The organism is Micromonospora sp. SD19 (assembly GCF_054462275.1).
Map to the genome: position 1 here is coordinate 936,034 of NZ_JBTLMN010000001.1, position 24,838 is coordinate 960,871.

Annotated in this window: 26 protein-coding genes and 1 tRNA gene; 12 read left to right on the forward strand and 15 right to left on the reverse strand. The window is 71.1% G+C overall.

Annotated elements, in window-relative coordinates; translation table 11 throughout:
- Nucleotides 1–142: 142 nt before the first annotated feature.
- Complete coding sequence (locus ACX27O_RS04300) at nt 143–793, forward strand: CGNR zinc finger domain-containing protein (protein WP_400448167.1); 651 nt, start codon at nt 143–145, stop codon at nt 791–793.
- Between the two features lie 36 nt (nt 794–829).
- Here the strand turns inward: ACX27O_RS04300 and ACX27O_RS04305 are convergent, their stop codons facing one another.
- Complete coding sequence (locus ACX27O_RS04305) at nt 830–1,552, reverse strand: YdcF family protein (RefSeq protein WP_358124580.1); 723 nt, start codon at nt 1,550–1,552, stop codon at nt 830–832.
- A 337-nt stretch (nt 1,553–1,889) separates the two neighbouring features.
- On the opposite strand from ACX27O_RS04305, the gene ACX27O_RS04310 reads away from it, so the two are divergent.
- Nucleotides 1,890–1,965, forward strand: a tRNA-Arg gene (locus ACX27O_RS04310).
- 68 nt (nt 1,966–2,033) lie between these two features.
- Here the strand turns inward: ACX27O_RS04310 and ACX27O_RS04315 are convergent.
- The 5 genes from ACX27O_RS04315 to ACX27O_RS04335 form a co-directional block, all read right to left on the reverse strand.
- Nucleotides 2,034–2,414: a VOC family protein gene (locus tag ACX27O_RS04315; protein ID WP_030329280.1), complete on the reverse strand. Its 381-nt coding sequence runs from the start codon at nt 2,412–2,414 to the stop codon at nt 2,034–2,036.
- Nucleotides 2,415–2,605: 191 nt separating this feature from the next.
- Nucleotides 2,606–3,205, reverse strand: a complete 600-nt coding sequence (locus ACX27O_RS04320; protein ID WP_030329277.1) for a ClpP family protease — start codon at nt 3,203–3,205, stop codon at nt 2,606–2,608.
- A 137-nt stretch (nt 3,206–3,342) separates the two neighbouring features.
- Nucleotides 3,343–3,840 (reverse strand): helix-turn-helix domain-containing protein, encoded by a 498-nt coding sequence (locus ACX27O_RS04325; RefSeq protein ID WP_030329275.1) that lies wholly within the window; start codon nt 3,838–3,840, stop codon nt 3,343–3,345.
- A 111-nt stretch (nt 3,841–3,951) separates the two neighbouring features.
- A complete protein-coding gene (locus tag ACX27O_RS04330) occupies nt 3,952–5,070 on the reverse strand; it encodes a hypothetical protein (RefSeq protein WP_357640849.1) in 1,119 nt (372 codons plus the stop codon).
- Nucleotides 5,071–5,081: 11 nt separating this feature from the next.
- Nucleotides 5,082–5,594: a SigE family RNA polymerase sigma factor gene (locus ACX27O_RS04335; protein ID WP_030329271.1), complete on the reverse strand. Its 513-nt coding sequence runs from the start codon at nt 5,592–5,594 to the stop codon at nt 5,082–5,084.
- 166 nt (nt 5,595–5,760) lie between these two features.
- Here ACX27O_RS04335 and ACX27O_RS04340 point away from each other — a divergent pair, with 166 nt between their 5' ends.
- Nucleotides 5,761–6,774: a potassium channel family protein gene (locus tag ACX27O_RS04340; RefSeq protein WP_030329269.1), complete on the forward strand. Its 1,014-nt coding sequence runs from the start codon at nt 5,761–5,763 to the stop codon at nt 6,772–6,774.
- Between the two features lie 102 nt (nt 6,775–6,876).
- On the opposite strand, the gene ACX27O_RS04345 is transcribed toward ACX27O_RS04340, so the two are convergent.
- Nucleotides 6,877–7,353 carry a MarR family winged helix-turn-helix transcriptional regulator gene (locus tag ACX27O_RS04345; protein ID WP_458938972.1) on the reverse strand — a complete coding sequence of 159 codons (477 nt, stop codon included), beginning with the start codon at nt 7,351–7,353 and terminating at the stop codon, nt 6,877–6,879.
- A gap of 82 nt (nt 7,354–7,435) precedes the next feature.
- Here ACX27O_RS04345 and ACX27O_RS04350 point away from each other — a divergent pair, with 82 nt between their 5' ends.
- Both ACX27O_RS04350 and ACX27O_RS04355 read left to right on the forward strand, forming a co-directional pair.
- A complete protein-coding gene (locus ACX27O_RS04350) occupies nt 7,436–8,080 on the forward strand; it encodes an FMN-dependent NADH-azoreductase (protein WP_247681027.1) in 645 nt (214 codons plus the stop codon).
- Between the two features lie 468 nt (nt 8,081–8,548).
- The gene (locus ACX27O_RS04355; RefSeq protein WP_458938973.1) at nt 8,549–10,303 is read left to right on the forward strand and encodes a trypsin-like serine protease; all 1,755 of its coding nucleotides are present in this window, start codon (nt 8,549–8,551) and stop codon (nt 10,301–10,303) included.
- Between the two features lie 76 nt (nt 10,304–10,379).
- Here the strand turns inward: ACX27O_RS04355 and ACX27O_RS04360 are convergent, their stop codons facing one another.
- From ACX27O_RS04360 to ACX27O_RS04370, 3 genes are all read right to left on the reverse strand, one after another.
- Nucleotides 10,380–11,414 carry a 2-oxoacid:ferredoxin oxidoreductase subunit beta gene (locus tag ACX27O_RS04360; RefSeq protein WP_030329260.1) on the reverse strand — a complete coding sequence of 345 codons (1,035 nt, stop codon included), beginning with the start codon at nt 11,412–11,414 and terminating at the stop codon, nt 10,380–10,382.
- On the reverse strand, nt 11,407–13,254 hold the full coding sequence (locus ACX27O_RS04365; protein WP_030329258.1) for a 2-oxoacid:acceptor oxidoreductase subunit alpha: 1,848 nt from the start codon (nt 13,252–13,254) through the stop codon (nt 11,407–11,409). Before ACX27O_RS04365 ends, ACX27O_RS04360 begins: the two co-directional genes overlap by 8 nt.
- Nucleotides 13,255–13,533: 279 nt before the next feature.
- Entirely contained in the window at nt 13,534–15,018 is a 1,485-nt protein-coding gene (locus ACX27O_RS04370; RefSeq protein ID WP_210866507.1) for a hypothetical protein, read from the reverse strand.
- Between the two features lie 131 nt (nt 15,019–15,149).
- On the opposite strand from ACX27O_RS04370, the gene ndhC reads away from it, so the two are divergent.
- Nucleotides 15,150–15,527 (forward strand): NADH-quinone oxidoreductase subunit A, encoded by a 378-nt coding sequence (gene ndhC, locus ACX27O_RS04375; RefSeq protein WP_030329256.1) that lies wholly within the window; start codon nt 15,150–15,152, stop codon nt 15,525–15,527.
- 67 nt (nt 15,528–15,594) lie between these two features.
- Here the strand turns inward: ndhC and folP are convergent, their stop codons facing one another.
- Nucleotides 15,595–16,464 carry a dihydropteroate synthase gene (folP, locus tag ACX27O_RS04380; RefSeq protein WP_458938974.1) on the reverse strand — a complete coding sequence of 290 codons (870 nt, stop codon included), beginning with the start codon at nt 16,462–16,464 and terminating at the stop codon, nt 15,595–15,597.
- 156 nt (nt 16,465–16,620) lie between these two features.
- On the opposite strand from folP, the gene ACX27O_RS04385 reads away from it, so the two are divergent.
- Together ACX27O_RS04385 and ACX27O_RS04390 are read left to right on the forward strand one after the other, a co-directional pair.
- Nucleotides 16,621–17,256 carry a DivIVA domain-containing protein gene (locus ACX27O_RS04385; protein WP_210866505.1) on the forward strand — a complete coding sequence of 212 codons (636 nt, stop codon included), beginning with the start codon at nt 16,621–16,623 and terminating at the stop codon, nt 17,254–17,256.
- On the forward strand, nt 17,253–17,750 hold the full coding sequence (locus ACX27O_RS04390; RefSeq protein ID WP_210866504.1) for an SRPBCC family protein: 498 nt from the start codon (nt 17,253–17,255) through the stop codon (nt 17,748–17,750). Before ACX27O_RS04385 ends, ACX27O_RS04390 begins: the two co-directional genes overlap by 4 nt.
- Here the strand turns inward: ACX27O_RS04390 and ACX27O_RS04395 are convergent.
- On the reverse strand, nt 17,695–18,591 hold the full coding sequence (locus ACX27O_RS04395) for a sterol desaturase family protein (protein WP_036410865.1): 897 nt from the start codon (nt 18,589–18,591) through the stop codon (nt 17,695–17,697). The genes ACX27O_RS04390 and ACX27O_RS04395 overlap by 56 nt on opposite strands.
- Before the next feature lie 136 nt (nt 18,592–18,727).
- Between ACX27O_RS04395 and ACX27O_RS04400 the strand changes: the two genes are divergently transcribed.
- Both ACX27O_RS04400 and ACX27O_RS04405 read left to right on the forward strand, forming a co-directional pair.
- Nucleotides 18,728–19,309, forward strand: a complete 582-nt coding sequence (locus ACX27O_RS04400; RefSeq protein WP_030329248.1) for a DNA-3-methyladenine glycosylase I — start codon at nt 18,728–18,730, stop codon at nt 19,307–19,309.
- Nucleotides 19,310–19,322: 13 nt separating this feature from the next.
- Entirely contained in the window at nt 19,323–19,946 is a 624-nt protein-coding gene (locus tag ACX27O_RS04405; protein ID WP_030329246.1) for a hypothetical protein, read from the forward strand.
- A 9-nt stretch (nt 19,947–19,955) separates the two neighbouring features.
- Here the strand turns inward: ACX27O_RS04405 and ACX27O_RS04410 are convergent, their stop codons facing one another.
- Together ACX27O_RS04410 and ACX27O_RS04415 are read right to left on the reverse strand one after the other, a co-directional pair.
- Nucleotides 19,956–20,747, reverse strand: a complete 792-nt coding sequence (locus ACX27O_RS04410; protein ID WP_030329244.1) for an enoyl-CoA hydratase-related protein — start codon at nt 20,745–20,747, stop codon at nt 19,956–19,958.
- 4 nt (nt 20,748–20,751) lie between these two features.
- Nucleotides 20,752–21,570, reverse strand: coding sequence for a PaaX family transcriptional regulator (locus tag ACX27O_RS04415; RefSeq protein ID WP_030329243.1), 819 nt, complete (start codon nt 21,568–21,570; stop codon nt 20,752–20,754).
- Nucleotides 21,571–21,760: 190 nt separating this feature from the next.
- On the opposite strand from ACX27O_RS04415, the gene ACX27O_RS04420 reads away from it, so the two are divergent.
- Both ACX27O_RS04420 and ACX27O_RS04425 read left to right on the forward strand, forming a co-directional pair.
- A complete protein-coding gene (locus ACX27O_RS04420; RefSeq protein WP_007455245.1) occupies nt 21,761–21,928 on the forward strand; it encodes a DUF3117 domain-containing protein in 168 nt (55 codons plus the stop codon).
- Between the two features lie 147 nt (nt 21,929–22,075).
- A complete protein-coding gene (locus ACX27O_RS04425) occupies nt 22,076–23,551 on the forward strand; it encodes a leucyl aminopeptidase family protein (RefSeq protein ID WP_458939105.1) in 1,476 nt (491 codons plus the stop codon).
- 208 nt (nt 23,552–23,759) lie between these two features.
- Here ACX27O_RS04425 and ACX27O_RS04430 read toward each other — a convergent pair whose 3' ends face one another.
- Nucleotides 23,760–24,455: an O-methyltransferase gene (locus ACX27O_RS04430; protein WP_280940598.1), complete on the reverse strand. Its 696-nt coding sequence runs from the start codon at nt 24,453–24,455 to the stop codon at nt 23,760–23,762.
- Between the last annotated feature and the right edge of the window lie 383 nt (nt 24,456–24,838).

The following is a 24,838-nucleotide window of genomic DNA, read 5'->3' on the forward strand; positions in this document are numbered from 1 at the left end:
CACCGCACTGGTCATGTGCCGATCGCCTGCGCCGCCCGCTGCGGTCCGACCGGATGACGGCGGGGGTCTCGCCGCCGTCACCGGCCCCGGGCCGAGCCGCAGCATAACCTCCTTCGACGGTTTAGGTGGTAGCCTTGTCGGCATGCCACTCGACGTGTGTCAGCTGCCGTTGGTCGGCGGGCACCCTGTGCTCGATCTGGTCAACACACTCGAGCGAGGGGGCGAGTCGCCGCACGACTTCCTGTCCGACAGCTCCGCCTTGCTGCGCTGGTCGGGCCGGGTGGGGCTGATCAGCGACGCGGAGGCTGACCAGGTTGCTCAGGCGTGGCGCGACGAGCCCGCGGCGGCGCACGCCGGGTTGGCCGCCGTGCGAGACATCCGCGAAGGGCTGCACCTCGTGCTGCTTGCGGCGATCATCGACCCGGACGGTGGTACGCCGGGTGACCCCATCGCGGCCGGTGCCGCACTCGTCGCCCTGCACCAGCGCTGGTCCGGCGCGGCCGCCCGAGCGCGATTCGTGCTCGAACCGTCACGGGTGCGGCTGGCGTACGGCACGGTGCCGGCCATGTTGGTGCCCGACCGGATCGCCGAGGCCGCCTTCGACGTCATGCTGACGGCCGACCTGACCCGGGTGCGCCGCTGCCCGGTGCTCGAAGGTGGCTGTGGCTGGCTGTTCCTCGATCAGAGCCGCAACGGTTCCCGCCGCTGGTGCCGGATGGCCGACTGCGGCAACGCGGTGAAGGCGCGACGGCTCACCGAGCGTCGCCGCGCCGCCCGGCCCCCGCGCTCGTAGGCTGGCGGCCTGCTGCACCGGGCGCCCCGGTGGATGTCAGGCCGACACGCCATCCTCGACAGACCGTCGCGAGCCCCCACGGAGAAGCGGCTCGTGATGACTCCACAGCCACTGCAGATACTGCTGCAGCTCCTCAAGCGTCGCGATCCACCCCTGGTCCGCGTACGTCAGCATGCGCTTCACCTCCCCGGGCACGAGGTCGTAGGCGGTGGCGCCGGTTTCCGGGACCAGCCGGTCCGGGGGCACCGCCACCGGCACCGGAATGATGGGAAGGCGAACGCCTGACTCGGTGAACGCTTTGAGGAGCGTGAGGTAGGCGCGGGGCAGGTGGTAGGGAGAGACGGCGAGCGCCAGGCTCGTGATGCCGTGGGCCTTGACCTGGTCGACGATCCACGCGGCCTGCAGGGCGGTGTTGGGAGCCGGCTCGGCCTGGACGTGAACTCCACCGACGCGGCGGAGGCCGAGGCTGCGCAGGTAACCGAGTGTGATGTCGACGTAGGTCTTCTCGGTCGGGTTGCCATTGGCCACCAGGAGGTAGCGGAGGTCGAGGTTCGTCTCCCAGCTGCGGATCGCGTGGGTGAAGCGCCATTCCTCGCCCTGGCCACTGGCGATGACGAGCGCATCGACGTGGTCGGCGGCTGACGGCGGGAGAGCCAGAATCATCGTGAGGGCTTTCGTCACGGCCAGGAACTGGCCGGCCGTGAAGCCCGCGAGGTCGTCTTCCCTTGCGATCCGAGGAGTCGTGCTGCTCGGGCTCATCAAATCCCTCGGCCTCATCCTGTAGTTCGAACCATGGACTCTACTCGGTATTGAGTAGATCCATTTCAACACGTAGGTGGTGCTGGCCGCCGACATCCGCACTGGCCGCGTCGAACCCGCACCCAGCGGGGTGAGCGGACACGGGGCGGGGAACGGTCATCGTCGGCACCGCCACAGGCGGGCACCGCAGCCGACCGCCCCCGGTGGCGAGGTCAGGGTTCGCGTGCTCAGGATGTGGTGCTGGGCTGGGCAAACAGGGGCCCGGGCGAGGTGGGTGAACGTCTGCCACTCCCTGCCACTCCAGGTGACCCCCCAGGTCGCTAGACTTGGCCCTCGCGCCCCCGTAGCTCAGGGGATAGAGCATCGGTTTCCTAAACCGTGTGTCGCAGGTTCGAATCCTGCCGGGGGCACCAGGCGAAACGTAGATCCTCTTGGTGGGCTTGTCGGCGCTCGCCGGGTGGCGCGGCGCGGGCGAGCGCCGTCAGAGTGGGTCGAGGCGGCTACGGAGCAGGCAGAACTCGTTGCCCTCCGGATCGGCGAGCACGTGCCACGAGGCATCGGCCGGCTGACCGATGTCGACGGGTACGGCCCCGACGGCCAGGAGGCGCTCAAGCTCGGCGGCCTGGTCGCGGTCGGTGGGGTTGACGTCGATGTGCAGCCGGGCGTGCCCGCTCTTCGGATCGTCGTTGCGGATGAGGAAGATCGTCGGCTGCGGGCCGCCGAACCCTTCGCGCGGGCCTATCTCGATGTAGACGCCCTCTTCGCGATCGAGTTCGACGAAGTCCAGGACCTCGGACCAGAACCGCGCCAGCACGTCGAGGTCGCGGCACTTGAGCACGATCTCACCGATACGGCATGCCATTGACGACACCTACTCTCAGCATGGGAGTTGCCGGGGCGGCCGCACGAGGATCTCACGGGCTCCCTGCAGTACGAACAAGATCGCGATCGTACCGGCTGAGGTGGGCGGGCTCGAACTGGTTCCGGGGCTTCGCCTGGCCGGGTGGCCAGGCGCGGGCCCAGGTCGAATCCTGTCGGGGCAGGTCCTCTCGATCAGAGCGTCGGCAGTTGTTCGGCTCGGGTGATCACGTGGTCGATGAGGCCGTACTCCCGGGCCTGCTGGGCGGTGAACCAACGGTCCCGGTCCCAGTCGCGCTGGATCTCGTCGAGCGTGCGTCCACTGTGCTGGGAGATCAGCTCCTGCATCGTCCGCTTCACGTGCAGCATGTTCTCCGCCTGGATGGTGATGTCCGAGGCGGTTCCGCCCATCCCGCCGGACGGCTGGTGCATCATGATCCGTGAGTGCGGCAGCGCGTACCGCTTGCCGGCCGCGCCCGCACAGAGCAGGAACTGCCCCATCGACCCGGCGAACCCGAGCGCCAGCGTCGCCACGTCGTTGCGGACGTAGCGCATCGTGTCGTAGACCGCCATTCCCGCGCTCACCGAACCGCCCGGCGAGTTGATGTAGAGGTAGATGTCCCGGTCGGCGTCCTCGGCGGCGAGCAGCAGGATCTGCGCGCAGATCTGGTTGGCCGACTCCTCCGTCACCTCGGTGCCGAGGAAGACGATCCGCTCCCGCAGCAGCCGCTCGAACACGTGATCACCAAAGGTCGGTTGCCCACCATCCAGCATCTGTACGCCGTACCTCATCATGTGCCGTCGCCTCCCACGGTGCCGGCGGGCGGTGGTGACCGCCCGGTGGACCGGCCCCTTCAGCGTGGGCACGACGGCGGTGGCTGACCCAGTGATTCTGCCGGCGGCAGATCCGCCGACGGCAGAACCCGCGCGGCCTACGCGGCGGTCAGCTGCCGCAGGCCCAGCCGGGTCCGCGCGTCGTCGGCCAGGGCGGGGGTACGCGGACCGGGGCGGAAGCCACCAGCGGACGCTTTTTCGGGAACGCTGAGGGTCGGATCGCTCGCCATCGGCTCGCGGTGCAGGACGAACCCACTGACACGGGGACCCACCAGCAGGGTGGCGTTGCCGATCTCCCGCCGGGTCGCATCGACCCGTTCCAGGTGGGTGAGCGCGGCGCGCGGCGCGGCCGGGAGGCGGGGCTCGACTCGGCGCATGTCGTCGCGGGCCTCGCCGAGCAGGTCGGCGAGGCTGATGCCGAGCGCTCGGCAGATCGCCGCCAGCACCTCCGACGAGGCCTCTTTGCGGCCCCGCTCGACCTCTGAGAGGTAGGGCACTGAGACGTCGGCCGACGCGGCCACCTCGCGCAGTGTGCGGCCCTGACGCTGGCGGTGGCGGCGCAACACCCCACCGATCACTCGTCGCAGTAACGACATGCGGGCCTCACTCTCGCGGTCGTCGTCCGGGAACACCCCCATCATGCCCGCTGCCGGACCCGACGGTTGCCCGTGCGGGCCCGCGCCGCCGCACGGCGCGGGCCCGACACGTCACCGACCCAGGTGGGTGCGCCAGCTGGCCGGCTCGGGCACCAGCGTGACCGTCGGGAACAGTGCCCTGGTGCCGCCGGTGGGCAGCAGGGCACTGTCGTCGATCGTCACGTTCGCCCCGTTCACGTCGTAGACGGTCAGCGACTCGTTGCCGTTCTGTCCGCCGAACCGTGCCGGGTGTCCGGCGACGGTGGTGTTCGGTTCGACGTACCTGTTGTCGGTGGGATCGGTGATGTTGCGGTAGCGGGAGACGCTCACCGTCATCGTGCGAGCCCGCTGCTGGCCAGGATCGCCGGTGCTCGACCGTGGTGCCCAGGTGGTCGACGCGTACCAGTCGTTCGGCTCGTCCAGCGACTCCTGCACGTCGACCGTGATCACCTGTAGCGATTCGGGTACACCCGCCACCGAGGCCGGCATCGGGGTCGGCTCGTCGCCGAACCGCAGCGCCCTGGCCACCTGGGCCGCGGTGCTCCGGACGTCGGCTCCCACGCCCACCACCTTGAGCTGTGCCCAGCCGTCCGGGGCGTACCGCCAGCGCAGGATCGCCTCCGGCTGCTCGGCCCCGCTGTAGGAGGCGAAGGTGCTGGTGCCGCCGTTCAGTTCCGGGCCGGGCGTGGTCTTGCCGGGCTGTGCCGGTTCGCCGCTGTCCCGCTGTGGGGCCGGAGGTTGCAGCCCCTTCGGATAGAGGGTGACAGCGACGCCCTTCCACTGGCCACTGCCGGGGGCGTTGGACGCGCTGAGGTACACGCCCGGACCGGAGAGCAGCAGTCCGGCCTGGTACTGGAGATTCCGCAGCCCGTCCGGCAGCCAGCCGAACCGGACGTACGCCCGCTGGGGGTCGACCGTGGTGAGCGCGGCCGGTAGCCCGGTCCGGCCCTCGCCGGCCGCGGTGCCCACCGGTGCGGGGGCCGGCGACCGGTCCGGGGTCAGCAGGTCGGGGACGGTGAGCCCGCCGACGGTCAGCGCCACCGCCAGCAGCGCGGCGCCGGCTCCGTGGGCGAGGCGGCGTTGCCGCCGTGCGGTGCGCATCGCCCGCCGCACGTCCAGCACCTCCGACGGCCGCTCGGCCGATTCGATCTCGGTCAGCATCAGGTCGCCAATGTGGCGTTCGTCGAGCATCGTCGCTCCTCTCAGTTGCCGGTCAGGGTGGGGGTGAGCAGGGTGCGCAGGGTGGCCAGGCCCTTGGCGGTCTGGCTCTTCACCGTCCCCGTCGAGCAGCCCATGGCCTGGGCGGTCTCCTCGACGCTGAGGTCCTGGAAGTACCGCAGCACCAGCACCGCGCGTTGCCGTGGCGGTACCTGGCGCAGCGCGCCCACCACCGTGATCCGGTCGCTCGGGTCGGGAAAAGCGGTGGACGCGTCGGGCAGCGCGCCGCCGAGGCGGACCCGCGCCCACCGCAACCGCCGTTCGTCGATCAGCCGCCGCAGCAGCATGGTGCGCACCAGCGCGTCCAGGTGGTCGGCCTGGCGGGCCTTGGGCCAGTTTCGGTACAGCTCGGTGAGCACCCGTTGCAGGATGTCGTCGCCCCGGTCCCAGTCCCCGCACATCAGGTAGGCGGTGCGTCGCCACTGCGCCATCCGGGACCGGACGTACTCGGTGTATTCGTCGTCGGCCTCGGTTCGCCGTCCGCCGCTCGTCGTCACGAGGGTCGCGCCCCCTCCGTCTGCCGGCCTGCACCGGGTCGTCGTTGTCGTCCGGTAGTCGGGTGCGGGCGGGCCGCGGGTTGTCCGCTGCGACCCCGACGTGCGGGCGCCGGTGTACCCGCTATGTTGTGGGCGTGCAGGCGACGGCGGGGGAGCAGGTTCGACGGTGATCCATTTTCCCGCGCAGCGTCGGGGCCCGCTGAGCGCGCTGAGCCTCCGGCTCGCCGCCGCCCTGGGCCTGGTCTTCGCCGTGGTCGCCGCGGTCTACCTCGGCCGGGACGGCTACCGCGATGTCAATGAGGACGGCCTCACCCTCCTGGACTGCTTCTACTACGCGGTGGTGTCGCTCTCGACCACCGGCTACGGGGACATCACCCCGGCTGCGCCGTCGGCCCGGCTGGTCAACGTCCTCTTCATCACCCCGGCCCGAGTGATCTTCCTTATCATCCTGGTCGGTACCACCCTGGAAGTTCTGACCGAGCAGTACCGGACCGGCCGTCGCCTGTCGCGGTGGAGGAGAGCCGTGAAGGACCACGTCATCATCTGCGGCTACGGCACCAAGGGGCGCAGCGCGGTCTCCGCGCTGATGGAGAACGGTCTGGACCGCTCGCGGATCGTGGTGGTGGAGCGCAGCGCCGCCGCCCTGCGGCAGGCCACCTCCGCCGGGCTGGTGGCGATCGAGGGCTCGGCGACCCGGTCGTCGGTGCTGAACGAGGCACACGTCAAGAGCGCCAAGGCCGTGATCATCGCGACCGACAGCGACGACGCGTCGGTGCTGGTCGCGCTGACGGTACGGCAGCTCACCGCCGGGCAGGTCCGGATCATCGCGGCGGCCCGGGAGGCGGAGAACGCCCCGCTGCTCAAGCAGAGCGGTGCGCACCACGTGATCGTCTCCTCGGCCACGGCGGGCCGGCTGCTCGGCCTGTCCACCTCGGCGCCGCCGCTGATCGACGTGGTGGAGGACCTGCTCACCCCCGGCCAGGGCATGGCGCTGGCGATGCGTTCCGCCGAGCGGGACGAGGTGGGCCGTTCACCGCGTGAGCTGGAATCGCTGGTGATCGCCCTGGTGCGGCGGGGCAAGGTGGTCACCCTGGCCGACCGGGCCGGAGCGGTGATCGAGACCGGCGACATGCTGGTGCACGTACGCGACGACCGCCCGCAGTCGGCCACTACCGCCTGATCCTGGCACCGCTGTTGGCCGGTGTGACCGCCCCGCCGTCGGCGTGACCGCTGCTGGACAGCCGCGCCGCTGAGGTGCGGCACCGTCAGCAGGGGCGCAGCGTCAGCGGGGGTCGTCGGTGCCGCAGATCACCTCGGCGCAGTTGACCGTGCCGGTGGCGGCCCGGTTGAGCAACTCGTAGAGCGTCTCCCGCTCGACGGGATTCAGCGCGCCCAGCACCTCGTCCTCGGCGCCGGCCAGGGCGCATTCGGCCTCACTGAGGCGTTTTGCCCCATCTTTGGTGAGTTCGACGACGTGTCGGCGGCGGTCCTCGGGGGAGCGTCGGCGCTCGATCAGCTGCTTTGCTTCGAGGTCGTTGAGCAGCCCGACGATGTTGGTGCTGTCCATCTCGAGGGTGGCGGCGAGCGCCTGTTGACCGGTGCCGCCGCCGGCCCGCAGCACGGTGAGCGCGACCAGGTGCCGGGGGCGTAGCCCCAGCGGCGCCAGCACCGACTCCGACCGCAGTCGTATCCGCCGGGCCAGGTGGTCCAGGAGGGCGCCCGAGCGGTGCTCCGAGGAGTCGAGCGGCTGGGCGGACATGTGACCCAGTCTACCGAGCTGACGGAACATCGGCTTGCTATAAATAGTTGGTGCTTCGCAGACGATTCCTGGAGGAGGAATAATGCACCTGCTGCATATTGATTCGAGCATCCGAGGTGACTGGTCCGTCAGTCGGCGGCTCACCGCCCGCGCGGTCGACGCATGGCGTGCGGCCCACCCGGGCGGCACCGTGGCCTACCGGGATCTGGGCGCCGACCCGCTCCCGCACCTGGACGCGGCCGGCGGGCTGGCCCGGATGACGCCGCCGGATCAGCACACGCCGGCCCAGCGCGAGTCCTGGGAGCTCAGCGAGCGGTTGGTCGACGAGGTGAAGCAGGCCGACGTGGTGCTGCTCGGGCTGCCGCTCTACAACTACGGTGCGCCCAGCAGCGTCAAGTCCTGGGTCGACCACCTGATCGTTCCTGGGCTGGCGTACGACCCGACGACACAGGAGGGTCTGCTCGGTGACCGCGAGTTCGTGGTGCTCGCCAGCCGAGGTGGCGGATACGGCGAGGGAGCCCCGCGCAACGGCTGGGACCACGCGGAGCCGTGGCTCCCGCACGGCCTGTCGCTGACCGGCCTGCAGCCGCGCTTCATCAGTGCCGAGCTGACCCTGGCGCCGTCGGTGCCGGCGATGGCCGAGCTGATCCCGCTGCACGAGGCGAGCCTCGCGCAGGCCGAGAAGGAGATCGACAATCTCTGGCCGCCGGCCGGTGCCACCCGCTGACTGTCGGTCGCCTCGTCGCGGCGGAGGGTGGCGGTCCACACCGGACGGCCACCCTCCGGCCCAGGACATCCAGTTCTGTGCACCGGGTGGCTGAGGGCCGCAACCCGTCCGGATGAGTCGTGGCTGCCCTGACCCCATCGGTTTCGTCGCGGTCCGGTTTCGGATCATGGAGAAAACCCCTTACCGGGCAGCTTCCTGACCGAACCCTTGCTACGGTGTCCCGGCTTAGAGCTGTCAATGGGTGTCGCTGCCGGGACGTGTCGGCGCAGCGTCGTTGGCGCAGGCACGACGGGGAAAATCTTCAGTTCGGGCGGATTCGCCCATGTGTGTTTCGTCGTTCACCCCGTCGCGTCCCCCGCAGGTCATCCCGGGCAGCTCCGAGTGCCTCGTTAATCGAACGACGGGAAGCAATCAGTGGCTGAAGTGGCAACATCCGCAGGAGCCCGACGGCGGTGGTACGCCGGTGTCGTGGCGGGCCTCGCCCTCACGGGCGTGGCGGCCGTGGCACCCACGACCAGTGCTCAGGCCGCCCCCACCGGCGGCGTCTACGACGCGGCGAGCAGCTCGCGACCGGACCGGTTGAGCAAGCTGCCGAACCTGCACAAGGGGAAGCTCACGCTTCCCAAGCCGGGCGCCCAGGGCCGGGCCTTCCAGTCCGGCACGGGTGCCTCTCCCAAGGTCTTCCAGGGGACCCTGGCCAGTGCCTCCGAGTTTCCGTACATCGTGGGTATCGTCACCACCCTCCAGGACGGCCCGGACTTCTACTGGTACTGGTGCACCGGCACGATCATCGCCCGTAACAAGGTGCTGACGGCCGCGCACTGCACCGCCGACGGTCCCGGCACCACTCGGGTCATCGCCGGCAACGACCGGCTGGTCGACAGCAATGGCCAGATCGTCGGTGGCAGCGGGTACGTCGCCGAGGTCAGTTCAACCTGGACCCACCCGGGCTGGAACATCGCCCAGCAGTACAACGACCCCAACGCGCCGATCGTCGACGACGTCTCGGTCCTCACGCTGAAGCAAAACCTGCCCAGCGCGTATACCGCGGTGTCGCTGAGCGCCCAGGGCGACCAGAAGCCGTACGCGGCCGGCACCTCGGCCCAGATCGCGGGCTATGGCGTCACCACGTCGGGTGAGCAGCAGCCGGACAGTCGGCTGCGCAAGGCGACCGTTGCGATGCGGTCCGATGCGGACTGCAACGCCGACGGGCTCTACTTTGCCGACCGGATGATCTGCGCCGGCTCGGGCACCAAGGCCGCCCCCAGCAGCGACACCTGCGCTGGCGACTCGGGCGGTCCGCTGCTCGTCAACGGGGTCCAGGTCGGCATCACCGACTGGGGCTTCGAGCCGTGTGGTTCCTCGCCCGGCTACTACGAGCGGTTGAGCTACTACAACAACTCGATCAAGGCGGACCTGACCCGTCCGGCGCTGGTCAACGCGGACTGGTCCGGCGACGGTCACACCGACCTGCTCGCCCGCGACTCCGCCGGCAACCTGGGGTTGTACTACGGCAGTGGCTTCTCCAACAACGGGTACGGCGGCTTCTACATGGCTCGCCAGATCGGCACGGGCTGGAACATCTACAGCCGCGTCTTCCGGGTCTACAACTGGAACGGCGACAAGAAGCCCTCCATCATGGCGATGAAGCCCAACGGTGAGCTGTTCCTCTACAACACCGATGGCAAGGGCAACTTCGTCGGAGGCGCCAAGAAGGTCGGCACCGGTTGGCAGGGCTTCACCGCGCTCATGGTGACGAACAACTGGCTGGGCAACAACCGGCCGAGCCTGCTGGTGCGCAAGTCCAACGGTGACCTGATCCGCTACACCAGCAATGGTGCGGGCGGTTGGGAGAACCCGCTCGGCACCAAGATCGGCAACGGTTGGAACGGCTTCAACCTGTTCCTCACCCCCGGGGCCTGGAAGGGCGACGGGCGTGAGGTGCTGATCGGTCGCACCTCGACCGGTGACCTGAAGATGTACCAGTCCGACAGCAAGGGCGGCTGGACCAACCCGCTCGGCACCAAGATCGGCAGCGGTTGGCAGGGCTTCAAGAACATCATGGTTCCGGGCGACTGGAGCGGCGACAACATGATGGACATGCTGGGCGTCAACAGCAAGGGCGACATGCGGCTCTACACGACCAACGGCTACGGCCAGTGGATCGACTCGAGCGGCAAGGTCGTCGGCACCGGCTGGGGCGCCTTCAACCTGGTCTTCTGATCCGGTTGTTCCACCGGTAAACGAAACGGAAGGGCCCGCAACCAACCGGTTGCGGGCCCTTCCCGTTGTCGCACGATCAGACGATCGTCCAGGTGTCGCCGCTGCCCAGCAGACCGGCGAGCTGCTGCTCGGGGGTCTCGGTGACAGTCGCCTTGGCGGCCGCCAGCTGACCCTGCACCACGCTGTCGTAGGACGGCCGGTCCACCGAGCGGAACACCCCGATCGGGGTGTTGCGCAGGTCCAGGCCGGGCAGCCGGGACAGCGCGAAGGCGTACGCGGGGTCGGTCACCGTCGCGTCGTGCACGACGATCTCCTCCGGGCGCACCGAGCTGGTGTCCCGAACCTCGAGGCCGAAACCGCCCGGCGGGTGCACCACGCAGAACCGCCCGTCGGCACCGAAGGTGATCGGCTGCCCGTGCTCCAGGCGGATCAGGTAGTCGTCCCGGGTGGACGGGTCCTTCAGCTGGTCGAACGCCCCATCGTTGAAGATGTTGCAGTTCTGGTAGATCTCCACGAAGGCCGAGCCCTCGTGTTCTGCGGCGGCCCGCAGCACCGACTGCAGGTGCTTGCGGTCGGAGTCGATGGTCCGGCCGACGAAGCTGGCCTCCGCGCCGAGGGCGAGCGAGAGCGGGTTGAACGGGGCGTCCGCCGAGCCGGCCGGCGTGGACTTGGTGATCTTGCCGACCTCGGACGTCGGAGAATACTGACCCTTGGTCAGACCGTAGATCCGGTTGTTGAACAGCAGGATCTTGAGGTTGACGTTGCGCCGCAGCGCGTGGATCAGGTGGTTGCCGCCGATGGAGAGCGCGTCGCCGTCGCCGGTGACCACCCAGACCGACAGGTCCGGCCGGGACACCGACAGGCCGGTCGCGATCGCCGGGGCCCGACCGTGGATCGAGTGCATCCCGTACGTGTTCATGTAGTACGGGAAGCGCGACGAGCAGCCGATCCCGGAGACGAAGACGGTGCGTTCCCGGGGGATGTTCAGCTCCGGCATGAACTGCTGGATGGCCGCCAGGATCGCGTAGTCACCGCAGCCGGGGCACCAGCGCACCTCCTGGTCGGACTTGAAGTCCTTCGCGGTGAGCTTGACGGCGACGGGCTCAGACATTCTTCAGCACCTCTTCCAGCGTCGTCTCCAGCTCGGCGGCCGTGAACGGAAGGCCGCGGACCTGGTTGTAGCTGATCGCGTCGACCAGGTAGCGGGCCCGGATGACGTGGGCGAGCTGGCCCAGGTTCATCTCCGGGATGACCACCTTGTCGTACGAGCGCAGCACCTCGCCGAGGTTGGCCGGCATCGGTGCCAGGTGCCGCAGGTGCGCCTGGGCGATGGAGAGACCGCGCTGGCGCACGCCGCGGCACGCCGCGCCGATCGGCCCGTACGTCGAGCCCCAGCCGAGGACCAGCACCCGGGCGTCGCCGTCCGGGTCCTCCACCTCGATGTCCGGCACCGGGATCGTCTCGATCCGGGCGGCCCGGGTGCGCACCATGAAGTCGTGGTTGGCCGGGTCGTAGGAGATGTCCCCGGTCTTGTCGGCCTTCTCCAGACCGCCGATCCGGTGCTCCAGGCCCGCCGTGCCGGGGATCGCCCACGGCCGGGCCAGGGTCTCCGGGTCACGCAGGTAGGGCAGGAAGGTGGTGCCGTCCTCGCCGTTGGGCTTGGTGGCGAACTCGACCCGCAGGTCGGGCAGCGACTCCACGTCGGGCAGCAGCCAGGGCTCGGAGCCGTTGGCGACGTAGTTGTCGGACAGCAGGATCACCGGGGTGCGGTAGGTGAGCGCGATCCGGGCCGCTTCCAGCGCCGCGAAGAAGCAGTCCGACGGTGAGCGGGGCGCGATCACCGCGATCGGCGCCTCACCATGCCGACCGTAGAGCGCCATGTTGAGGTCGGCCTGCTCGGTCTTGGTCGGCATGCCTGTCGACGGGCCGGCGCGCTGCACGTCGACGATCACCAGCGGCAGCTCCAGCGCCACCGCGAGCGAGATCGTCTCGCTCTTGAGCGCCACACCGGGGCCGCTGGTGGTGGTCACGCCGAGCGATCCGCCGTAGGAGGCGCCCAGTGCGGCGCCGACCGCGGCGATCTCGTCCTCGGCCTGCATGGTGAGGACACCGAAGCGCTTGTGCTTGCTCAGCTCGTGCAGGATGTCCGACGCAGGCGTGATCGGGTACGCGCCCAGGAAGACCGGCAGCCCGGAGCGGACCCCGGCGGCGACCAGCCCCAGCGAGAGGGCCGCGTTGCCGGTGATGTTGCGGTACGTGCCCGGCTGCATCTTCGCCGGCTTGACCTCGTAGCGGACCGCGAAGTCCTCGGTGGTCTCGCCGAAGTTCCAGCCGGCCTTGAAGGCGGCGACGTTCGCGGCGACCAGCTCCGGACGGGCCGCGAACTTGCGCTCCAGGAAGCGCAGGGTCGACTCGAAGGGCCGGGAGTACATCCACGAGAGCAGGCCGAGCGCGAACATGTTCTTCGACCGCTCGGCGTCCTTCTTGGACACCTGGTGGGCGGCGAGCGCGCCGACCGTCATCGAGGTCAGCGCCACCGGGTGCACGACGTAGCCGGCCAGCGAGTCGTCGTCCAGCGGGCTGGTCTGGTAGCCGACCTTGGCGAGGTTGCGCTTGGTGAACTCGTCGGTGTTGACGATGATGTCCGCGCCGCGCGGCAGGTCGGCCAGGTTGGCCTTGAGCGCCGCCGGGTTCATCGCCACCAGCACGTTGGGCGCGTCACCCGGCGTGAGGATGTCGTAGTCGGCGAAGTGCACCTGGAAGCTCGACACACCCGGCAGGGTCCCGGCGGGAGCCCGGATCTCGGCGGGGAAGTTTGGCAGCGTGGAGATGTCGTTGCCGAGCTGCGCCGTCTCCGAGGTGAACCGGTCGCCGGTCAGCTGCATGCCGTCGCCGGAGTCCCCGGCGAACCGGATGACGACCCGGTCGAGTTGACGGATCTGCTTGGTCACTGTGCCACCTTCGTTCGCGACTGCGGGGCTTGCCCGGCCACGGAACCTCCTTGACGCAACGCTTCACCGCACCGCCCCAGGCTGGTCCGGCCGCTGTCGTTCCTCACCTGAGAGCCTACGTCTAAGGGAGCCCTAACTATCGCCGGAGGTCCGCCGACTGGGACCAGACGGTGGTAAAAAATGCCCGCCTTTGCGGTATTACGCCCCGCCCGCCGTAATTCAGATCACCCCCGGACACGTCGATGACCCCGGCCGGGCGGGGCCGGGGTCGTCCGTCGATCAGTCGGCGGGGTTGGTGGCGGGCTCGGGCGGCGGGCCGCCGAACCGGCGGCGCAGCGAGGTCATGGCCAGCGTGAGGGCCAGCACCACCAACAGCGTGGAGACCACGATCAGGATGACAGCGGTGCGCTGCACCGAGGTCAACCCGCCGTCTCCGCTCGCGGCGCCGGCCGGCAGGACGCCCTGCGAGCCGGTCGGTGCGGGAGGGGAGACCACCGGCGTGGCCAGGGCGGCCGCCGCGGTGATCCGGAAGCTCATCTGCACCCGACGGGTCGGGCCGCTGCGGGGATCGAGTTGACCGATCACGGCACCGGACAGCGGAGCCTCCCGCTGGGCCTGCGGTGTCGCCTCCACCGGCAGCCGCACCTCGGCGGTCGTGCCGGCCAGCACCATCCCGGCGTCACAGCGGGTACGCGACGGGTCGACCGCCACACAACCGGACGGCGGGGTCGGCACCGTCACCCCGGCCGGCAGGACGACCTCGACCCGTCCGGCGGCGTCCACCGTGCCGGTGTTGCCCAGCCGGAGCGTGAGGGTGCCGGGGCTGCCGCTGATGTCGAAGGCCACCTCGTCGGCGGCGAGCGCGATCCCGGGCACCGGCGGACCGGGTGGGAAGAGCACCGCGAAGCCCTGGTCGTCGGTCGCCTCGCCGGCGACTCCCGGTGCGTCCGCGATGACCCGGACGGAGCCGCTGAGCGGCATCTGCTTCCACGCCGTGCCGGCGACCCGCAGGCGCAGCACCGTGCTGAACCGGACGCCCGCCTCCGCCGTCCAGGCCCCGCAGCGGTACGCGCCACCACCGGCGGCGACGCAGCCCTTGGTGCCGGCGTCGCTCAGCCCGACGGGCAGCGTGTACGAGAGCCGGATCCGTTGCGTGGTGGTACCCGTGTTCCGCACGGTGACCTGCAGGGTGGCCGCCGTGCGCGCCGCGTTCCAGTACGCCTCGCCGAGGGTGACGTCACCGGTGGTGACCTGCACGCCCAGCGGGCTCCGCGGTGGTGCCGCCGAACCCGGCGCGGACGGGTGGACCGGCGGAGCCGGGGGTGTCGCGGGAGCCGGCGGCGTTGGCGGGGCCACAGGTGTCGGTGGCACCGGGGGAGCCGGGCTGGGCGGTCGGGTGGTGCCGCCCGGCGCGGGTGCGACGGTGGTCGGCACCGGCGGGACCTCCGGTGGGGTGGTCACCGGTGCTGGTGGCGTCGTCTCCGGTGGTGGCGCGGTGGTCTCCGGGGCCGGCTCGGTCGGCCCCGGTTCACCGCCCGGATCCTCGGTCGGGGTGGGCTCCTGCGCCGGCGTGGTCGGGGGCCCGTCTCCCGGCTCGTTGACCGGGCCGGCCGAGCTGAGGACCGGTTCCGTGTCCGGTGTGGCCGCACTGGCGCCGGCAGGTCCCAGGGCGAGCGCCGCGAACAGGCCGAGCGCGAGCGCCAGCACTGGCGTGCGGCGCCGCCCCTCCGCCCGCTTGCCGGGCGGTGCCTTCACGCGGGCCATCTGTCCTCCGGTGCCGTGGGTGGGGTGTCCAATATTCGGTAACAGTTGCCACAGTGCACTAGTCCCATCCGGAAACAAATCCGTAACGTGTTGGGGACAGCGCGTCCGGGGCGGGCGGTAGGCTGCCGACTGTGACCGGATACCTGGGCTCGTACGCGACGCTCGGGCTGCTGTTGCTCGCCAGCGTCCTCTTCTTCGTTACGGCGTTCTCCGCCAACCGGGTGTTACGCCCGACGCGTCCGGCCGACCCGCCGGGCAAGCGGGCCAGCTACGAGTGCGGGCTCGATCCGGTCGGCGCCGACTGGGCGCAGATGCAGATCCGCTACTACGTGTACGCCTACCTGTACGTGCTGTTCGCGGTCGAGGCGGTGTTCCTCTTCCCCTGGGCGGTGGTCTTCGACCGGCCGGGCTTCGGTCTGGTGACGGTGGTCGAGATGGCGGTGTTCGTGGCGGTGCTCGCGCTCGGCATCCTCTACGCCTGGCGTAGGAACATCCTGCGCTGGACCTGAGCGCACCGGCCTCCGGCGATCGTGTCGGCCCGTCCGCCCGAACGAGGTCGGTTACGGCGACAACCGGTCAGGCGAGCCCTCGGCGGGTCGCGGTGGGCGGCCGGTCGCCCCGGATCGAGGCCACCATGTCCAGCACCCGGCGGGTCGGGCCGACCTGGTGGGCCCGGAAGACCCGGGCGCCCAGCCAGGCCGAGACCGCCGTCGCGGCGAGCGTCCCCTCCAGCCGTTCGGCCACCGGCAGCCCCAACGTCTCGCCGATGAAGTCCTTGTTGGAGAGCGCCACCAGCACCGGCCAGTCGGTCCCGGTCAGCTCGTCCAGCCGACGGGTGATCTCCAACGAGTGCCGGGTGTTCTTGCCGAAGTCGTGCGCCGGGTCGATGAGAATGCCGTCGGGGCGTACCCCTGCCGCCACCGCGCGCTCGGCGAGCCCGGTCACCGTCGCGACCACGTCGGCGACCACGTCGGTGAAGGCGGCCCGGTGCGGCCTGGTCCGCGGCGTCAGGCCGCCGGCGTGCGAACAGACCAGGCCGGCGCCGGTCTGCGCGGCCACCCGCACCAGGGCCGGGTCGGCGCCCGACCAGGTGTCGTTGAGCAGGTCGGCGCCGGCCGCCACGGCCTCCGTCGCCACCTCGGCACGCCAGGTGTCGATGGAGATGACCACCTGCGGAAACGCGGCCCGGACGGCGGCGATGGTGTCCACCGTGCGCCGGATCTCCTCGGCGACGCCCACCTCCGCGCCGGGGCCGGCCTTGACCCCGCCGATGTCGATGATGGCCGCGCCCTCGTCCACCGCCCGCTCCACGGCGCGGAGCGCGCTGTCGGCGGCGTAGGTGGCCCCTCGATCGAAGAACGAGTCCGGCGTGCGGTTGATGATCGCCATCACCACCAGCTCGCCGGGGGCGAACATGTGCCCACCGAGCCGAAGCGCCCCGGCCATGCCCGCCTCCTGGAAGTTCGCGCCGTCGCCGCCGCGTCGGCCGGTCCCGACGCTAGTCGGTCGCCCGTGCGCGATTCCGGGCGGGCGGCGGCGTCGATCGTGATCGAGGCGGGTGGCGGGGTCGCTCCGGGCCGGCTGCCATGCCACGATCAGTACATGGGTCAGCTTCTGCTCCTCCTGGTCGTGGCGTTGACCGTCGCGGCGGTGATTTTCGGCGTGACGGTGCTGGTCAGCGGCCGTGATCCCGGCCTGGTGCCGGCCGAGCCGGATTCGCAGGCCGTGGCGCTGCCCGGCACTCGCCCGTTACGCGAATCCGACGTGGGGGCGGTCCGTTTCGACACCGGGCTGCGCGGGTACCGGATGGACCAGGTCGATCAGGCGATGCGCCGTGCCGCCTACGACATCGGTTACAAGTCCGAGCTGATCGGCGTACTGGAGTCGGAGGTCATCGCGTTGCGTGAGGGACGCACCGACGACGCGGACGCGCTGCGCCAGGCCCGCGAACAGTCCACCAGCAAGGTGGCGACCGCCGACGCGGCAGAGCCGACCGAGGCTGCCGAGCCCGGTGAGACCGCCGAGCCGGGTAAGGACGCGCCGCTGACCGCCGAGGCCGGCTCGGCCCCGGTCGGCTCGACGGCCCCCGGCCCGGTGCCCGCCGCCACCTCGTCCGCGACGGACTCCGACGGGGTGGCGCCCGCCGTCGACGAGTCGGCCGATCGTGGGCAGACCGCCGCCGCGTCCGCCGACGGCACCGAGCAGCGCGACGCGGTGGTTCGGTCGGAGTCGGCGTGACCGACCCGGCGGGCGCTGACGATCTTCGGGAGGCGGCCCAGCCGGGTGCCGGCGAGGTGACCGCCACGGTGATCGTGGACGCCCCGGCGGAGCGGGTCTTCGCCGCGTTGCTCGCCTGGGAACGGCAGTCGGACTGGATCCCGTTCACCCGGGTCCGGGTGGTCGAGGGCGACGGGCGTGAGGGCAGCCGGATCGAGGCGGTGACCGCGCTCGGCCGGGCGACGTTGCGCGACGAGATGCGGGTGATCCGGGTCGACGAGCCGTACGAGATCGGCGTGGTGCACCACGGCCAGCTGCTGCGTGGCCCGGGGGTGCTGCGCTGCACCCAGCTGGGCCGGGACCGCACCCAGGTCGTCTGGCACGAGTGGTTCCACCTGCCGGGCGGGCGGGCCGGTCGACTGGCCTGGCCGGTGCTCTGGCCCGGCTCCAAGCTCGGCCTCACCCAGGCACTGAAGAGGTTTGCCCGTCTGGTCGAGCAGGGCCGGCTGCCCTGACTGTGCGGCCCGGTGCCGGTTGCCAGCCCGGGGCCCGGAAGAGATACCCGGCGCGCTGCCGCCAGCTCGCCGCGGCGCGCAGGTCGCGGGCGATCGAGGCGTACTCGTGGAAGGCCACCCGGACCGGGTTGTAGCTGCCGACGTTCTTGGTCAGGCCGTACACGCAGCGCTCCCGTTCCGGCGCGAACGACCCGAAGAGCCGGTCCCAGACGATGAGGATGCCGCCGAAGTTGCGGTCCAGGTAGCTGCCCTGTGACGCGTGGTGCACCCGGTGGTGCGACGGGGTGTTGAACACCGCCTCGTACCAGCGCGGCATCTTGTCGATCCGTTCGGTGTGGATCCAGAACTGGTAGAGCAGGTTGACCGAGCCGCAGAACGCGACCACGGCCGGGTGGACGCCGACCACGATCAGCGGCAGGTAGAACACCCAGCTGGTGAGGCCGGTCCACGGCTGGCGCAGTGCGGTGGAGAGGTTGAACCGCTGCGACGAGTGGTGCACCACGTGGGAGGCCCAGAGGATGCGGATCACGTGGTGGCTGCGGTGCGACCAGTAGTAGCAGAAGTCCTGCGCGAGCAGGACCAGCGGCCAGGTCCACCAGAGTTCGGCGACCCGCAGCGGGGTGAGTGCGTAGAGCAGCGCGTACGCGGCGGCGATCGGCACCTTCCAGAGCAGGTCGGCGACGAGGCTGCCCAGCCCCATCGTCAGGCTGGTGGCGGTGTCGGCGCCGCCGTAGCCGACCTCGTCGTCGTCGCGGTGCAGCAGGTAGGAGACCCGTTCCAGCACGATGAGCAGCACGAAGGCCGGGATCGACCAGGCGATGATGTCCGGGAATTCCTTCACCGTGGCCTCCGCTCGCCGTCACCGGTCGGGGGCGCACCGTCGGGCGACCTCGACCTACCGGTCGGTAACAAGCACGATAGGCAGCCGGACGGCCGGTGGCAATGGGGTGTCGGACCGATGCCCTAGCGTGTACGAGGTGACTGACCTGGTGATCGGCGCTGATGGGCTGGCCCGCTGCGCCTGGGGGTCGAGCACCCCCGACTACGCCGTCTACCACGACACCGAGTGGGGGCGACCGCTGCACGGCGACGACGCGCTCTACGAGCGGATGACGCTGGAGGCGTTCCAGTCCGGGTTGTCCTGGCTGACCATCCTGCGCAAGCGTCCAGCGTTTCGGCTGGCCTTCGACGAGTTCCACCTCCCGAGCGTCGCCGGCTACGGCGACGCCGACGTGACCCGGCTGCTCGCCGACGCCGGCATCGTCCGCAACCGAGCCAAGATCGAGGCGGCGATCGCCAACGCCCGCGCCGCCCTGGAGCTGCCCGAGGGCTTGTCCGCGCTGCTCTGGTCCTTCGCGCCGGAGCCCCGCCCGGCCCGCCCGGCCTCGTTCGCCGAGCTCGCACCGATCACCCCGGAGTCGACGGCGATGGCCAAGGCGCTCAAGAAGCGCGGCTTCCGGTTCGTCGGCCCCACCACCGCGTACGCACTGATGCAGGCCACCGGAATGGTCGACGATCACATCGTCGGCTGTCACGTCACCGTCGCACCGACGGCGTGATGAGATGGCAGACATGACGACCGAGACCGCGTACCGGGCCGGTGCGGCCGGCAACGCCGACGGGGTGGGCACCTGGGCCGTGCTGCTGCCCGCCGAGCGGTACGACGCCGAGCGGCTCGTGCACCACGACACGCTGGAGTTGACCGGGCTGACCGACGCCGTCCGGCCGGGGCCGGGAGACCAGGTGGCGGTGCTTGTCGACGCGCCGCCCCGGCTGGTGGCCCTCGGTCGGGTCACCGCGCCGGGTCAACGCCACCGCGAGGACCCGGACGACCCGCAGTCGCCGAGCGAGCCGGGGACGCTCGTCGTCGCGTACACCCGACGGGCCTTCGACGAGCCGGTGCCGGCCGACCTGCTGACCCTCGACGGGCCGGTCACCGCACTGGAGCCGGCGGCCTTCCGGGCGCTGACCGACCAGCTCGGCCCGCCCCCGGCGCGGCGCACCTGGCTGGTCAGCCTCGACCTGCCGATCGAGGCCGACACGCCCGCCGAGGCGGTCCGACTGTTCTGGTCCTACGTGCAGGAGCTGGGGCCGCGTGAGCTGCCCGCCTTCGTCTCGCCGGCCGGTGACGAGCTGGCCATGCAGGCGTTCGTGCTGGGCGAGCAGGCCAACCAGGACCCGGAGGAGGACGACTAGCGGGGCGGGTCAGCGTCCCTCGAAGACCGGGTTCTGCTTCGCGACGAACGCGAGCGTGGCCGCTCGGTGGTCGGCCGTGGCACCGCAGATCGACTGGGCCTGCGCCTCGGCGGCGAGGGCGTCGGCGAGAGTGCCGGCATCGGCGATGGAGAGTTGCCGCTTGATCGCCCCGTACGCGACGGTCGGGCCGGCGGCGAGGCGGGCGGCGAGTTCCTGGGCGACGGGCAGCACCTGCTCGTCGTCGTCGGTCAACCGGTTGAGCAGACCCAACCGGCAGGCCTCCTCGGCGCGGACCGGTTCGGCCAGCATCAGCAGCTCCACCGCCTTGGCGTGCCCGACCAGCCGGGGCAACGTCCAGGACGCGCCGGTGTCGGCGGCCAGACCGACCTTGGCGAAGGCCATCAGGAAACTGGTGGTCGGACCACCGATGCGGATGTCGGCCAGGAACGCCAGCGACGCGCCCGCTCCGGCGGCCATCCCACGGACCGCGGCGATCACCGGCTTGGGCAGGTTGGCGAGCCGGGCGGCGATCGGGTTGTAGTGCGCCCGAACGGTGCCCAGCGGGTCGGCGGAGCTGTTCTCCAGCGTCGACACGTGCTCGCGCAGGTCCTGGCCGGCGCTGAACGACCCGCCCGCCCCGGCCAGGACGACCGCCCGGCAGGACCTGTCGGTCTCCAACTGCGCCAGCGTGTCCCGCAGCGCCTCCTTGAGCGCCACGTCGAGCGCGTTCATCGCGTTCGGCCGGTTCAGCGTGAGGGTGACGACGGAGTCGGTCCGGTCGACCAGCAGCGGCTCGGTCACGTGTCTAACGACCCTTCTGTCGGACGATGCGGTTGCCGGCGTCGAGGCACTGCTCGACGTACCGGTCGGCGGCCGGCCGCAGGCGGGCCGCGTGCCGGTCGAAGAAACTGGCCGCGGCGGTGCCAGGCCACCGCTCGGGCAGCAGCGCCGGGGGCAGCTGCGGATCCTGGAAGAGGAACGTACGCCACGCGTGCACGAGGCGGAACCGCGCCGCGTACGCCTCCTCGTCGGTGCTGCGCACGGTGATCTGGGCGAGCAGCGGGCGCTGGTCCGCGACGAACCGTTCGTACGCGTGGCCGATCTCGGTCAGGTTCCACGCTCGTCGGACCACGCCCATCGCGCCGGGGGTGCCGGAGAAGTGCGAGGCGGTGAACCGCTCGAACCGGATGCCCGTCTCGGCGAGGAGCAGGTCGACATCCTCGCCGGGGCGGGTGGCGACCCAGGTCTGCTCGTCGAGCGTCCCGTAGCCGAGGAAGCTCAGGTTGGCGGCGAGCCGCTGGCGGTCACGTCGGGAGCCTGGGGCCTCCAACACCAGCAGATCGAACCGGCCGTCCCAGGTGACCCGGCCGGTCCGGTAGATCCGGGCGGCTGCCTCGTCGAGTCGCCGGGCGGCTTTCGGTGTGATCGAATATCCCGGACCGGAGACCAACCGGAGTGGCTCGAGCCAACCCTGGCGCACCATCCGGGACACGGCGGTGCGAACTGCCGGCGGCGCGATTCCCAGCGGCGCCAGCAGCTTGACCAGGGCAGCAACCGGTGCCCGGCCACCCCTGGGACGGAGGTGGTCGCCGTACAGGTCGAAGAGTGCCGACCGTGCCTGCATGACCGCACATTGTGACAGGCCTTCTCAAGATAAGCTAGATGCTGTTACATCAATGCTGCTCCGGTTTGGGTCCGGCGGTGTTCATCAGGGAAAATCGTTTGTCGACACCCCCGTGACCGTTGCGGGTGGTCGTGACGAAGTGGCTGTGGGGCAACCCACCGACCCTGGTGTAGGTCTGAGGGGAGACAACATGGCGGCGATGAAGCCGCGGACGGGCGACGGTCCGCTGGAAGTCACCAAGGAGGGGCGGGGCATCGTCATGCGGGTCCCGCTGGAGGGCGGTGGCCGGCTCGTCGTCGAGATGACTCCCGACGAGGCCAACGCGCTCGGTGACGCACTGAAGGCAGCGGCCGGCTGAGTAAGGAGTGCTCCGGGCGGCGTGAGCCGCCCGGACCGTTCTTCGGACCCTGAGCCACCGGAATCGCCGGTGGCTCAGGGTCTTCAACGCTGCGGGCAGGTGGGTTCGCTTCCGGTCCGCGACATTTTCCTGGAGGTTCGGTTCCGCGTGCTCGCCATCCGTCTGATCGCCGAGCCGGACCGGCTCGACGCTCTCGTCCTGCCTGTCCGACCCGCCGACTCGACGGCGGGCGGTGACACCTCGGCCGCGCCTCTGTCGACCGCCGTGGCACCCCCGGACGGCACTGCCGAGGAGGCCGCCGCGCTGGCGCCAGCGGCCCGACTGACGGGCCGAGCCGGCGAGATTCACACCCAGCTGCGCCCCGGGCGTACCCCCGGCCGGCTGGTGCTGCTCGGCATCGGTGGTGGGGACGAGGCGGCCTGGCGGACGGCCGGCGCGACAGTGGCCCGCGCCGCCTCGGCTGAGACGCATATCACCATCGCGCTGCCGGCCGAGGTGACCCAGGCCGCCGTGCGCGGACTGGCCGAGGGTCTGCTGCTCGCCGCGTACCGGTTCCGGCTCACCGAGGCCGGCGACCGGCCGGCGCTCACCGGCGTCGACCTGCTGGTCAGCGATCCGACCCGGTACGAGGACAGCGTCGCCACGGCCCGGACCACCGCCGCGATGACCCATCTCGCCCGGGACCTGACCAACACCCCCTCCTCGGTGAAGACCCCGCAGTGGTTCGCCGACCAGGTGGCCTCCGCCGCGGCCGATCTTCCGGATCTGCGGTTGCGGGTCCGTGGCCCGGCCGAGCTGACCACCGAGGGCTTCGGCGGGATCCTCGCCGTCGGCGGTGGCTCCGCCAGCGGACCCCGGCTCGTCGAACTGGACTGGCACCCCGCCAACGCGCGTACGCACGTGGTGCTGATCGGCAAGGGCATCACCTTCGACACCGGCGGCATCTCGATCAAGCCGGTCGCGTCGATGAAGCTGATGCGCAAGGACATGGCCGGCGCGGCCGCTGTCGTCGCCGCCACCCTGGGTGCCGCCGCGCTGCGACTGCCGGTCCGGGTCACCACGTTGGCCCCGCTCGCCGAGAACATGGTCAGCGGCTCGGCGTTCCGCCCGGGGGACGTCATCCGGCACTACGGCGGCACGACCAGCGAGACGACCAACTCCGACGCCGAGGGTCGACTGGTCCTCGCCGACGCGCTGGCGTACGCGGTGCAGCAGTTCAAACCGGACCTGCTGCTCGACCTGGCCACGCTCACCGGCGCTAACTCGGTGGCGCTGGGCAAGCGCACCGCCGCCCTGTACAGCGAGAACGACGAGCTGGCCGCCGGCGTGCTGGCGGCGGCCGAGGCGGCCGGCGAATCGGCGTGGCGGATGCCGCTGCACACCGACTACGTCGAGTACCTCGGCAGCGAGATCGCCGACCTGTACAGCGCACCGGCACAGGGTGCCGGCTCGGTGCTGGCCGCGCTCTACCTGCGCGAGTTCACCGGCGAGCTCCGCGACCGCTGGCTGCACCTGGACATGTCGGCCCCGTCCTGGGCCGACGGCGACCAGGCCGAGGTCAGCCGCGGCGCCACCGGCTGGGGCGTCCGGTCGCTGCTGCGCTGGCTCGCCGACGTCAACTAGGGCCTGTTTCATAAGGGCGGCCGAGCCGAGGCGGAGTCCGGGCGGCGATCCGGCAAGGCGCGGTTTCGTCCGGATACCGGTGTCGTATCCAGACGAAACCGCAACGCCGCCGGTCGTCGTCCGGGCCCGCCGCAGGCCGGCCAGTCCTTATGAAACAGGCCCTAGGGCGTGAGGTCGGAGACCCGGCTCGATCCGGCGCGGGCCTGGGTCAGCACTTCACCGCGGCGAGCAGCCCGTGCCCGACCGGAAGCAACGCGGGGATCCAGTGCTCCGACTCCCGGACCGCCTTGATCGTCTCGCGAACCGTCACCGTCTCCGCGTCCCGGGCGGCCGGGTCGCCGATCCGGTCGCTGGCCAGCACGCCGTTGAGCGCCAGCACGCCCCCCGGCCGCAACAGCCGCAGCGCCGCCTCCACGCAGGCGTGGAAGCCGGTCGCCTCCGCGTCCACGAAGACCAGGTCGTACGCGCCGTCGGCGAGCCGGGGCAGCACGTCCAGCGCGCGACCGGTGATGATCCGCGTACGCCCGGCCGCGAAGCCCGCCTCGGCGAAGATGCGCCGGGCGATCCGCTGGTGCTCCACCTCGACGTCGATCGTGGTGAGCACGCCGTCGGCACGCATGCCGCGTAGCAACCAGACGCCGCTCACCCCGGTACCGGTGCCGATCTCCACCACCGCACGGGCATTGCCGGCGGCGGCCAGCAGCCGCAACGCCGCTCCTGCGCCGGGGGTGACCGCGTCGAGGCCCACTTCCCGGGCCAGGCTGCGGGCGGTACGCAGGACGAGATCCTCGGTGACGTACGACTCCGCGAACTGCTGAGCGTGCGTCGTCGAACTGCCGGAACCGGCGACCGTGGCGATGGGGCACCTCCGGGGGCGGTGCGTGGTGCGAGGGCGGGTTGGCACTGTGAGCGTAGAGGCGACCGTCGTGGGGCGCAGCCGCGCCTCCGCCGGAAGCGATCACCGGGGCAACCGCTGACTGCACCGCGCCCATCCGTGCAATCCTGGAGGCGGTATCCCGTCAGCCGCGACCAGACCGGCCCGTGGCCGGGCGACGCGGCGCGGGATCCGGGGACGGACTGGGAGGCACCGACGTGACCGACGGCTGGGACTGGCGCCGGGGCGGTGAGACTCCGGATCCGGCGCGACCGCCCGGGGCAGGAGCCCCGCCGGTGGGGCCGACCATGCCGGGGGCTGACCGCGCGCCCCTCGCCTCGCCGGGAGGTGGGCCGGCACCGGGCTGGCCGGGGGCTCCCGTGGGGCCGGCACCGGGCTGGCCGGGGGCTCCC

Coding starts and splice junctions, on each gene's coding strand:
- ACX27O_RS04300 (WP_400448167.1), top strand. CDS start 143: ATGCCACTCGACGTGTGTCAGCTGCCGTTGGTCGGCGGGCACCCTGTG.
- ACX27O_RS04305 (WP_358124580.1), bottom strand. CDS start 1,552: ATGAGCCCGAGCAGCACGACTCCTCGGATCGCAAGGGAAGACGACCTC.
- ACX27O_RS04315 (WP_030329280.1), bottom strand. CDS start 2,414: ATGGCATGCCGTATCGGTGAGATCGTGCTCAAGTGCCGCGACCTCGAC.
- ACX27O_RS04320 (WP_030329277.1), bottom strand. CDS start 3,205: ATGATGAGGTACGGCGTACAGATGCTGGATGGTGGGCAACCGACCTTT.
- ACX27O_RS04325 (WP_030329275.1), bottom strand. CDS start 3,840: ATGTCGTTACTGCGACGAGTGATCGGTGGGGTGTTGCGCCGCCACCGC.
- ACX27O_RS04330 (WP_357640849.1), bottom strand. CDS start 5,070: ATGCTCGACGAACGCCACATTGGCGACCTGATGCTGACCGAGATCGAA.
- ACX27O_RS04345 (WP_458938972.1), bottom strand. CDS start 7,353: ATGTCCGCCCAGCCGCTCGACTCCTCGGAGCACCGCTCGGGCGCCCTC.
- ACX27O_RS04350 (WP_247681027.1), top strand. CDS start 7,436: ATGCACCTGCTGCATATTGATTCGAGCATCCGAGGTGACTGGTCCGTC.
- ACX27O_RS04360 (WP_030329260.1), bottom strand. CDS start 11,414: ATGTCTGAGCCCGTCGCCGTCAAGCTCACCGCGAAGGACTTCAAGTCC.
- ACX27O_RS04370 (WP_210866507.1), bottom strand. CDS start 15,018: ATGGCCCGCGTGAAGGCACCGCCCGGCAAGCGGGCGGAGGGGCGGCGC.
- folP (WP_458938974.1), bottom strand. CDS start 16,464: ATGGCCGGGGCGCTTCGGCTCGGTGGGCACATGTTCGCCCCCGGCGAG.
- ACX27O_RS04385 (WP_210866505.1), top strand. CDS start 16,621: ATGGGTCAGCTTCTGCTCCTCCTGGTCGTGGCGTTGACCGTCGCGGCG.
- ACX27O_RS04405 (WP_030329246.1), top strand. CDS start 19,323: ATGACGACCGAGACCGCGTACCGGGCCGGTGCGGCCGGCAACGCCGAC.
- ACX27O_RS04415 (WP_030329243.1), bottom strand. CDS start 21,570: ATGCAGGCACGGTCGGCACTCTTCGACCTGTACGGCGACCACCTCCGT.
- ACX27O_RS04420 (WP_007455245.1), top strand. CDS start 21,761: ATGGCGGCGATGAAGCCGCGGACGGGCGACGGTCCGCTGGAAGTCACC.